9 protein-coding genes are annotated in these 11,101 nt (G+C 41.3%); 3 read left to right on the plus strand and 6 right to left on the minus strand.

Annotated features, from left to right (window positions below):
• Positions 1–12: 12 nt before the first annotated feature.
• The 3 genes from rbtA to cxpE form a co-directional block, all read right to left on the minus strand.
• On the minus strand, positions 13–1,818 hold the full coding sequence (rbtA, locus tag AC5EUN_RS10585) for a rhombotarget A (protein ID WP_010326402.1): 1,806 nt from the start codon (positions 1,816–1,818) through the stop codon (positions 13–15).
• Positions 1,819–1,940: 122 nt separating this feature from the next.
• Positions 1,941–2,645, minus strand: coding sequence for a DnaA regulatory inactivator Hda (gene hda, locus AC5EUN_RS10590; protein ID WP_010326401.1), 705 nt, complete (start codon positions 2,643–2,645; stop codon positions 1,941–1,943).
• A gap of 15 nt (positions 2,646–2,660) precedes the next feature.
• Positions 2,661–3,881 carry a chloramphenicol efflux transporter CxpE gene (gene cxpE / locus AC5EUN_RS10595; protein ID WP_010326400.1) on the minus strand — a complete coding sequence of 407 codons (1,221 nt, stop codon included), beginning with the start codon at positions 3,879–3,881 and terminating at the stop codon, positions 2,661–2,663.
• A gap of 132 nt (positions 3,882–4,013) precedes the next feature.
• On the opposite strand from cxpE, the gene purM reads away from it, so the two are divergent.
• Both purM and purN read left to right on the plus strand, forming a co-directional pair.
• On the plus strand, positions 4,014–5,084 hold the full coding sequence (gene purM / locus AC5EUN_RS10600) for a phosphoribosylformylglycinamidine cyclo-ligase (protein WP_010326399.1): 1,071 nt from the start codon (positions 4,014–4,016) through the stop codon (positions 5,082–5,084).
• A 5-nt stretch (positions 5,085–5,089) separates the two neighbouring features.
• Positions 5,090–5,719 carry a phosphoribosylglycinamide formyltransferase gene (gene purN, locus AC5EUN_RS10605; RefSeq protein WP_010326398.1) on the plus strand — a complete coding sequence of 210 codons (630 nt, stop codon included), beginning with the start codon at positions 5,090–5,092 and terminating at the stop codon, positions 5,717–5,719.
• A 53-nt stretch (positions 5,720–5,772) separates the two neighbouring features.
• On the opposite strand, the gene AC5EUN_RS10610 is transcribed toward purN, so the two are convergent.
• Together AC5EUN_RS10610 and sppA are read right to left on the minus strand one after the other, a co-directional pair.
• Complete coding sequence (locus AC5EUN_RS10610) at positions 5,773–6,573, minus strand: alpha/beta fold hydrolase (RefSeq protein WP_010326397.1); 801 nt, start codon at positions 6,571–6,573, stop codon at positions 5,773–5,775.
• Complete coding sequence (sppA, locus tag AC5EUN_RS10615) at positions 6,570–7,589, minus strand: signal peptide peptidase SppA (RefSeq protein WP_010326396.1); 1,020 nt, start codon at positions 7,587–7,589, stop codon at positions 6,570–6,572. Before sppA ends, AC5EUN_RS10610 begins: the two co-directional genes overlap by 4 nt.
• A 127-nt stretch (positions 7,590–7,716) precedes the next feature.
• Between sppA and AC5EUN_RS10620 the strand changes: the two genes are divergently transcribed.
• A complete protein-coding gene (locus tag AC5EUN_RS10620; protein WP_010326395.1) occupies positions 7,717–8,706 on the plus strand; it encodes a lysophospholipid acyltransferase family protein in 990 nt (329 codons plus the stop codon).
• Here the strand turns inward: AC5EUN_RS10620 and AC5EUN_RS10625 are convergent.
• Positions 8,606–11,077: a DNA internalization-related competence protein ComEC/Rec2 gene (locus AC5EUN_RS10625; RefSeq protein ID WP_317455069.1), complete on the minus strand. Its 2,472-nt coding sequence runs from the start codon at positions 11,075–11,077 to the stop codon at positions 8,606–8,608. The two genes, AC5EUN_RS10620 and AC5EUN_RS10625, sit on opposite strands and share 101 nt — an antisense overlap.
• Between the last annotated feature and the right edge of the window lie 24 nt (positions 11,078–11,101).

Below are 11,101 nucleotides of genomic sequence, written 5' to 3' on the forward strand. Positions count from 1 at the left end.
GCCCTTTTCTTTTTATTTTCGACGCAGCAAAATTAAAGCAAATAACCCCAGTAAGCTCAGAATACCCGTGCTGCCCCCAGAAGTTTTAATTTTGTCACTTTCCATATGATTTTGCGGTTCTTGTACAATTTGTACATTCACTTCGACGAACGGAATATGTTCATCAAAACGTGTCGTGGTTGTGACCAGCTGTAACCTGAAAATATCAGCACCATGCCATGCTCCATTTGGCGTGTAAGTAATATTTCCTAGTTCATCAATCACCACTTTACCTTTCGATACCGTTTGAGTCTGCTGCACCCGCATACAACCGGGTTGCCACTCTTCACCATTTGGCGCTTTAGCCGATTTGAACAAGCTTGCACATTCGGTTTTGGACAGTAGATCACTATCTCCAAGCAGATCTGCAACAGAAAGTTTAGCTACTTGCCCCGCTATCAGATCTTCACCAATTAAGCTAATGGTCGTTGGGACCTCAATCTCAATTGCACCACGGTCACAAAAGGTATTATTCGTATTTCGATTCACACCACGTTGATCTGAATTTTCACAGCCAATTAAAGAATCCGTTGTGTTTACAACCACTTTACCCTTGTTCACAATTGGAGAATCTAACCAATGCGTCTGACTCATTAAAATGCGTGGACGGATATAGCCTAAAAATTTTTGGTTGGGAACAATATAAGGACACAATAAACTGTCAGCATCTGCAGACATGGTTTTACACTCACCCACCACATCACTGCCTGCAATCAAAGCGCCAGACCAAAACTCATTCGGATAATAGCTCGCACCACTGCCACAGTCACTTTGCGTGACTAAGTTGTTCTGAAGAACTGCTTTACTTAAATCCCCAGCACAGTTTTGTGTGATGGTATTTTCAGCATTCCCTAAAACGATACTATTGGCCAGATAAGCCAAGTTTGTAGATGGATTGAAATAAATCCCTTTACTGTTTCCCACCACCGTTAAGTTATTCAAAGCCATGCCATCTCGAACATTGACGACATAACCTGTATTTTTCACAAAGGTACTACTGACCAGACGTGATGCTAAACTGGATAAGGTTGTATCTTCTTTAACAGCTGCATTATTGACAGAGTAAATATTGGCACTGCTTGCATCTGTTGTTTTATTTTCTTTGAAAACTGAATTATAAATCCGAAAAGAAGGCGCGTCCCCATACAAAATAGCACCTTGTGCCGCTTGGTTTTGCTCAACCAGAGTAGAGCGAATTTCAACTAGACTACGACTAGTACCATCTTTGAGCAAGGTTGCGACATTGTAAATCGCACCCCCTTGCCCTGCAAAACCACCTGTTAATTTGACGTATTCAAGACCTAAATATTCATTGTTATAAATTAAACCACCTTGATTCACACCGCAGTCTTTCGCACAGCCCTGTAGAGTAACCTCTTTTACTAACACACGAATTAAAGCATTCTCAGCATTATCAACCCTTAATAAGTTGTCAGAACCATTCATTTTTAAGATGGCATTACTTAAACCCTGAACAGTTTCTTCCCCCACAGAACTGTCATAACTTGTTCTGAGTGTTAAATCTTTTTTGATCGCAAGATGGGTATTTAGCAAATAGGTTTTATTTTTCTCAAGCATGACGGTGGAAATCGCATCTTTGCCCCCGCAACCATAATAACCCGCCTCAGGCATACCTTGATTAATATAGTCGATAGCTTCGCGAAGTGAACATTCCGTGTCATTTTTGACAATATCGTCAGTGATGGTCACTTTAATATTATCCGAATAGGCATGACTCGCCACCAATAGCGTAGCTACACCTATGCTCTTCTTGAGCATAACGATCTCCTTGCTTTTATTTTATCTTTTCTTTTTATTCTTAGATTGCAAAATCCCTGCAATATCTAACAATTTTTTGTACTCTGTCACAGCTCGGACAATTTCTCAAGTAATATTATGATTTACCGATATTCGTCAATTAGCGCATAAATTTGTCTGAGATTTGCATTACTCAGTTTGGTTTTCTCACCTTTTAGTAGTTGAATTAGTTGTTCTAAACTTTGCAATAATACCGAGGTTTGATGCGGCCCATGCGCGAGTAAATAATCAATAATCTGTTGATCGATATGAATCCCACGACGCGATAAAACCGACATCACTAATGTAGAACGATCGGCATACAAACTTCCGTTTGGTACTTTCACACTTACAGCTTGCGTCAGGCGAGATTGTAAATCAGGTAGTTCAAGTTTTAATTCAATCGGTGCAACACGAGAAGAGAACACCAATTGGCCGCCTTCTTCGTTATTGTAGTTGATCAGGTGAAAAACCGCTTTCTGCCAATGCGGCACACCGCTTATGGCTTCGATGTCATCTAAAGCGACAAGGTCAAAACGCTCTAAAGAAGTAATTGCTTCTGTTGGCGCATCCAACAGTTCAAGTAATGAAACCTGAATCGCTGTTTTACCCACATCCAAATAAGAATCACAAATTGCTGAAAGTAAATGACTTTTCCCAGAACCTGCACTACCATACACATAAAAACGATTCATTAAACCCGCATGTAACTGACGAATCGCATCGATAACATGCCCCCATCCCGGCCCAGAAAAATCACTGATTCGGGCATCGAGTTGGGGTTCAATATCTAGTTGCAATTGACGCATGCTGGTTTGTGTATCCTAAATTTCTTTATGGTCTATCTGATCAATCTTACTTGAATTTTCAGATGCTTGCTGAGCTTTTACCGCTTGATTTTTTAGTTCAATATCAACATCGACCTGATCAGTTTCAATCGTAATTGAACCCGCTGATGAATCTTGCACAACATAAGTAGATGTACTATACATTGGGCTGTTTTCATAAAACTCACGTGCATGTCTTAATAAGACCACAATCACAGCAGCGACAGGCAATGCAATTAACATTCCTAAAATACCGCCCAATTGCGCACCAGCCAGCACTGCAAATACCACAGCAACTGGAGACAAGCCAATTTTATCGCCCAACAAAAACGGTTGTAATATATAGCCTTCCACTGCCTGACCAATCATAAAGACCACGCCAACCAAGAGTAGTTGCATCCAATCAATACCAAACTGGAATAAACTTGCAATCACTGCAGCAATAATTCCGACAGCAAAACCTAAGTACGGAATGATACTGCATAGCCCAGCCACCATCCCAATAATCAAACCGACTTCAAGTCCAATTAACTGTAAGCCCATTGCATAGACCACGCCCAAGAGCACCATGACCAAGAACTGACCTTTAACAAATGCACCAAGTACACTATGACATTCTTTAACAATGACTAAGGTCTGTTCTTCATATCGCCGTGGAATAAGACGACGGAAACTGTCCAGCATGCGATCCCAATCTAATAAAAAATAGAATGCAATAATTGGGATCAGCACAACAGTACCACCAATCTGAATGAAGTTCAGTCCAGACTGAGCCAATTTGGCAATCATAGCCTGAATACTGTCTGCACTATAGTTGGTCTGTACATATTCCATAATTGCGGCTGAAATCTGATCAACATCTAATTCCATTGGGACCAGATTAAAACTGTCAGATAACCAAGGGAGGAATTTATAATTTGCCCAATGTATACCTGAAGGAATGCTGTTCTTTGCATACATCAACTGTTCCCATACCAGTGGAACTAAATACCAAAATGCCAATGTAATGACAACGCCAATACCGATAAAAACAGCACTAATAGATAACCAACGTGGTAAGCCAATTTTATGCAGTTTATCGACCAGTGGACTAAACAGATAAGCGACTAAAAATGCACCAATAAAAGGTAAAACAACAGGCTTGAGTAGATACAACACCCAGAGTATGAGCGCGATTCCTGCCAAAATAAAAATACGTTTAAGTGTACGATCTTGCATGCAATCTCGCCTTTGTCAGATTTAATCGTTATTGAGAAAAATATTTTAGTAAAGATAACATTTTAGCGCAGAAATAACATATGTGTTTCGTATATTCAGGTATAATCGCCCCGCGAATGCGGAGACTTCATTATGAGCAACTCAACTTCTACCCCAAACACTGGTTTAAGCTACAAAGATGCAGGTGTCGACATTGAAGCGGGCGACGCGTTAGTCGATCGTATCAAATCTGTCGCGAAGCGTACTACTCGTCCTGAAGTAATGGGCGGATTAGGTGGCTTCGGTGCACTTTGTAAAATCCCTAAAGGTTATGAAGAACCTGTTCTCGTATCTGGCACGGACGGTGTTGGTACAAAATTACGTTTAGCATTGAATTTGAACCGTCATGACACGATTGGTCAAGACTTGGTTGCAATGTGTGTAAACGATCTTCTTGTATGTGGCGCTGAGCCATTATTCTTCCTTGACTACTATGCAACTGGCCATCTTAATGTAGATGTGGCTGCAAACGTAGTTACTGGTATCGGTACAGGCTGTGAACTTGCTGGTTGTGCATTGGTTGGTGGTGAAACTGCCGAAATGCCTGGCATGTATGAAGGCGAAGATTACGACTTGGCAGGTTTCTGTGTAGGCGTAGTTGAGCAAAGCAAAATTATTGATGGCTCTAAAGTCAAAGCGGGTGACGTTTTAATTGGTGTTGCATCAAGTGGTGCTCACTCAAACGGTTACTCTCTACTTCGTAAAATTTTAGACGTGAAAAACGTTGACTTGGCGCAAATCGTTGATGGTCGTCCACTTGCCGATGTTGCAATGGAACCAACACGTATTTACGTGAAGCCTATTCTTCAACTTTTAAAAGAAGTTGATGTACACGCAATGGCGCACATTACTGGTGGTGGTTTACCAGGTAACTTACCACGCGTATTGCCGAATGGTGCTCAAGCTGTTGTGAATGAAGCATCTTGGGAATGGCCAGAATTGTTTAAACTTCTTCAACGTGAAGGTGGTGTTGAACAGTTCGAAATGTATCGCACATTCAACTGTGGCGTAGGCATGGTCTTAGTTGTTGATGCAGCTGATGCGGATAAAACAGTTGAACGACTCAATAGCCTTGGTGAAAAAGCTTTCACTATGGGGCATATCGCAGACAATGCTGAGTCAGTTGAAGGCGCAGACGAAAAAATCCGTGTGGTATTCGCTTAAGTCATATGATTAAAATTGCTGTTCTGGTTTCGGGAAGTGGATCAAACCTTCAAGCCTTGATTGATGCCAATCTGTCAGGGCAAATTGTGGGTGTCATTTCCAACAAACCTGAAGCCTATGCGCTACAGCGTGCTGAAAATGCAGGTATTGCGACAGCGGTCATTGAGCACAAACAGTATCCTCATCGTGAAGCTTTTGATGATGTCATGCATCAACAATTGCTCGATTGGGATGTGGACTTGGTGGTTCTTGCTGGCTTTATGCGTATTTTAAGTGAGAAATTTGTCAGTGCTTGGGAAGGGAAAATGATCAACATTCACCCTTCTCTTCTACCGCATTACAAAGGTATGCATACCCATCAGCGCGTCTTGAATACTGGCGATCAACTGCATGGCTGTACCGTGCACTATGTGACGGCTGAACTCGATGCAGGTCAAGCTTTAGCACAAGGTGTACTGCAAGTTGGTTCACATGATGGTGTGAATAGTTTGGCCCAGCGTGTACATACGCTTGAGCATATCATCTACCCGCAAGTGGTAGAGTGGATTTGTACACAAACGATTCAGCATACAGACCAAGGCGTTCTCTACCGCGACACCTTGATGCACGAGCCAATTCAGTTTTGCAAATTTTGAAAATAGAAAACGCCTCCAAGGAGGCGTTTTTTTATGGTTGCTAAAAAGTACTATTAAACATTTTCTTGAATCAGCGCCTTAATCAGAGCAACCGTTTCTTCTGGTCGCTCCAAAGGAAACATATGGCTTCCCTCAACGATTTGATAAGGAATGCCAAATTTCTTTTTCACTATTTGTGGAAAACCTGGACCAATAAAAGGACCTTTTTTAGCAATCATTAAATGCATCGGCACTTGTGGTTTGCACTGAGGTAGCCACCATAAAGAAGGATTGGTTCTGAAGATATGAACTTCATCCATTTTTGCAATCGTAAGTTCAACACCGCCACGGACACGATCTTCCGTTAAAGCATATTCAATATAAGCTTGAAAGCAGTCTGGATCAAAGTCTTTATAAAAACCTTTTGGACGTAAAAGTTCAGCTGCTTGCTCACGGCTTTCCCAATGGTCACGACGCCGTAAAGATAGCGCTGCTGGTGACATGGTATCAACCATTTTTAACTTCAACATTTTCGCAAAGTGTAATGCAAACGAGGCTTTGCCCATGATCAAAGGCGGGTCTATCATGATGACTTGTTGAAATAACTCAGGACGCTGTAACGCCGCCTGAAACGTCAGCACTGATCCTAATGAATGTCCTAAACCAATCACTTTACGACCCTGTGCCTGACGAACAATACTGTCAATCACTTGCTGAGTTAAGCTTTTCCAATGGTTATCAATCGGGTAGTTTTTATCTGGTCCTAGTAAAGGGACATAGATCACATCATACTGATCTGACAATAAATCAAATAATTTCTGATAGACCTTAGAAGGCACGCCATTGGCGTGCGCAAAATGAATTAAAGGTTTCATTGCAGTTTCGTGGTCTGTTCAGATTGCATTTGATTTGAAAGTGAAGATGCAAAACCAGCTCCCATAGATGCACCTAAACGGCCTAATACAGCATCTAGTGGGCTATGTACCACCGTATAATCCATCGCTTTATCGGTATTTAGTTCACGTTTTAAAGTATGTAAATTACCAATACGATCAGCAATACCCAGTTTGACCGCCTGATCCCCTGTCCAGAAAAGACCTGAGAAAAGTGCAGGATCGTTCGACTTTAACTTTTTGCCACGACCTTGTTTCACAGCATTAATAAAATGCTCGTGTACATTATCAAGTACACCTTGAACATGTGCGCGCTGCGCAGGGTTAACGGGTTGTGTCATTGATAATAAAGCTTTGTTTTGACCAGAGGTCATAGTGCGGTCTTCAACACCTAGTTTTTGCATGAGGCCATTCACCCCATAGTTCGGCATAATCACACCGATTGAACCCACTAAACTCGAAGGATTCACCAAGATTTCGTCCGCAGCAGATGCGATATAGTAAGCACCTGATGCACCTGTATCACCAATCACCGCATACAATTTTTTATCGCTATGCGCTTTTTTCAAATATTGAATTTCTTGCCAGATTTCATCCGACTGAACCGGAGAACCGCCCGGTGAATTAATATTGAGCACCACCGCTTGGCTTTGTTTATTTTCAAAAGCTTTCTTTAATGACTTAATCGTGTCATCACTGTTTACGCTTTGCTCATCAGCGGCAATGGTACCAACAATATCAACTACAGCTATGTGTTTAGATGCGGTTGCATCCGTACCACTAGTCGAACAGCTCTTGGTCATGGCAAATAGAATAAACAAAAGATAGGCGAAAGTTAGACATTTGAAAAAGATGCCCCAACGACGTGCACGACGTTGTTCCTCGACGGAAGCTAAAACTGCTTTCTCTAAAAGTTTCCATTCGTTTCCTGTCGGTTGTTCATGTACAGGCTGTTGTTTCGGCGTTTCATTTTCTGGTTTTGGTGGCCAATCGGACATATAACAATCCAAACTTGAATAAAATTGCCCTCATTATATACACTGATTTGTAGAAAACTGTCGAAACAGTTTATTTTAGCCTATAATATTTTATGTTTTTATCCACATGCACCATTGACTCTAAAGAATGACTAAAGCACAAGAGCAAAACTCGACTTATCGTTTACTGCGTTTTGTAAGCAAACAACCTATTAAATTTGCACGTTTTTTTGCTAAAGGTTTAGCAGGCTTAGTCAATCTTTTAAAAATCAGTAAAAACAATGACGCCCTCAGACTCAACTTAAAAATTGCACTGCCTGAGCTGAGTGATGAGCGACGTGAAATGATTGCGAAGCAAGCAGTGCGTAATGAACTGACCACCTATTTTGAGTTTTTTAGTATCTGGGGTTCAAGCAACCAAAAAAATATTGAACGCGTCCAAAAAGTACATGGCGAACATTTGCTACATCAGGCGCTTGCCGCTCAGAAAGGTTTAGTCTTAATCGTACCTCATTTTGGGACTTGGGAAATTATGAATAGTTATGTCGCCCAATTTACTGAAATGACTATTATGTATAAACCGGTCAAAGATCCTGGTGCTGACTTATTTGTTCGTGAGGCGCGCAGTCGTGAAGGCGCTCAGCTTGTGCCGACCGATGAATCAGGGGTACGCCAAATTTTTAAGGCGCTCAAACAAGGGGGAACAACCGTAATTCTGCCCGATCATACCCCAAAACAAGGCGGTGAAATGATTCCTTATTTTGGCTTTCCTTTGGCTTCAAGTAACCTGAGCGCCAAACTGATTCAAAAAACCAAAGCCAAGGCTTTACTGCTCTATGCTATTCGTAATGACGATGGCTTTGATATGTACATTGAAGAAATGAGCGAAAGTATTTATCAAGGTACAGCCAATGATGGCACCTTCGTCATTCACCAAGCTATTGAGGACTTGGTCCACCGTTATCCTGAGCATTATCATTGGACCTATAAGCGCTTTAAAGCCAACCCTAAACTTCGAGCACTGTATAACCTTCCCTTTAATGAGGCTGTGACCCGTTTAGAGCAATTGCGTTTGGAACAACAGAATCAGTCGACTGCAACCACTGTCGAGTCTGACGTTGTATCGTCAGTTCAATAATCCCTGTAGGCTGCACAATAAAACCGATACTGCCTTGCTCTACTGTTGTTAAGAGTGGGATATTTAAAGCTTTCAAACGAGTTTGCGTTACTGTACTTGGATGTCCATAACGGTTATTGAACCCTGCTGAGGCAATTGCTAATTTCGGTTGATAATGTTTTAAAAACGCATAGGCTGAACTATGTCGACTGCCATGATGACCCAAGACCAATACATCAACTTTTAAGTCTGGATAATCCTGTAATAATTGAAACTCGGTTTGCCAGCCTGCATCCCCCATAATCAAAAAATACTGATAAGGCTGTACACCCTTCACTTGTATATAGACTACACAAGATAACTCATTTTGCTGATATGGCACTTGTGCCAATTGATTGGCTTTCGGTGACAAAATTTTGATTTCCACTTGTTCAGACCATTGCCAGATCTGACCTTGTTGGCAATAGTTAAAGTTTGACGTAGTCGCCACATCCAATTGCTGATTAGAGTAAACTTGATTGATCGACAACTCATTTTTTAATGTGGCATAACTTCCACTATGATCTTGATCCAAATGTGTAAGTATCAGCTGATCTAATTGGCTCACGCCTTGCTTCGATAAAAATGGCTGAATAATCTGCTTAGCAACGCTAAACTTCGATTCATCATAGGAGCCACCAACATCAATCATGGCATGCTGTTGCCCATCTTGCATATACACCGCTTGTCCCTGACCGACATCCAATACGACCAACTCAAAAGGACGGTTTTGGCTGCTAAACCCCAACAAAGGAATCAAACCTAACACCAGCCATGATTTTGGTAGACTCGGTTTGGGCATAAAAATAATGATTAAGAGCACAATCAATAAAATGACTTGCCAAGTATTGAGCGCAATCGGGTATAACTTAATCGGTAGTAGCGCATCCAATCCATTGAGTATGCCCAATAAAAATACCAGCACCCAATCTGCCAACTGAAACAAAAGGCTGCTCAGCGGTTCAAAAAGATAAAAAGTAAATGCTGCCAAAACCTCCAGTGGTACAACCAGTAAACTGATCAGTGGAATAGCGACAAGGTTACTGATTGGACTCACCCATGAGACTTGCTTGAAGAAAATAATCACCAAAGGCATCAGAGCCACAAATATTTTCCACTGCGACTCAACCAAAAGTTTTAAGCTAAAAACGAGTTTTTTCTGCCAAGACTGCGGGCGACTCAAATCCAGCCGAATAGTCGTTTGATAAATGCGTAAAAGCACAAAGCATGCACCATAGGACAGCCAAAAGGCAGCTGATAGAATTGAAAAAGAGTCTAACAGTAAAAGGAGTGATGCACTCAATAAGAGTAACGTCAAAGCTGAAATTTTCTGCCTGAGCCAAATCAACACACTTAAACAGAAACAACTGAGTAAAGTACGAAGTGCAGGAATTTCAAAACCAACAAAGGCACAATACAGCAATACGCAGCAACAAAATGGCAGTAACAATGCATAAGGTCGTGGGATTTTTAGAAAAATCTGTGGCCAATAACGATTCAGCACCTTTTGTAACAGCCAACACAGCATCACGGCAAAGATCAGCACATGTGGCCCAGAAATCGCTAATAAATGGCTAATGCCAAAGCGTTGAAAAAGTGCTGTCGTCTCCTTATCTAAAAAACTTTCATCCCCAGTCAGGAGTGCTAGAATTAAGCCCTTATGGCTTAAAGGCTGGCTATAAATAAAATGACGAATGTTTAAGCGCTGTTGTTCTATACCCAGTTGAATTTTATTGAGTACACCCTGCTGTTTTCTTAAATAATGGGTATAGCCTAATGCAGAAATTTCTGACTCAGACAAGGGGTGTATGTGCTTGAGTTTAAAACCCGACATGAGATTACGTTGCAGATACCACTGCTCAACATCGAATACACCTTGCACCGCATAACTATGCGCAGGACGTATTTCCCCTATCAGTCGGTAGTATTTCCCAAGTTCCAAGACCACTTGCTCATCCGAGATCCTTTTTTGAAAACCCAACCACTGCACTGGTTGCACATGTCGGTTCAAGACCTGTATTTCTTGCTGAATGGTCTCAGCACCCAGTTGGTTAACTTTTGCGATATAAACAATAATTTCAGCATCTTCAACTTTTGTTTCTTTATAGGCTAGACGCTGTTGCAAAGCTGATTGTGCATAATGATATCCTGCAGTTAAAAACAACATTGAATAAATCAGTCCACATAAAAACTGCAAAATAAGGACGTGTTTGTGCTTAAAGAGAAAAAGCTGTAACGGCAAAAGTACAGTGACCAAAATCAATGCTGGGTAAAAAAGGTGATTTAGGATGGGGACGGTCTGCCCCATCAGTGCAATTCCTACAATCCAAGCAGCAGCATATAAAAACTTCATTCTTTTAATCAGTTATTTTTTTAT

This window comes from Acinetobacter sp. CAU_H_S170_2, from assembly GCF_058890445.1.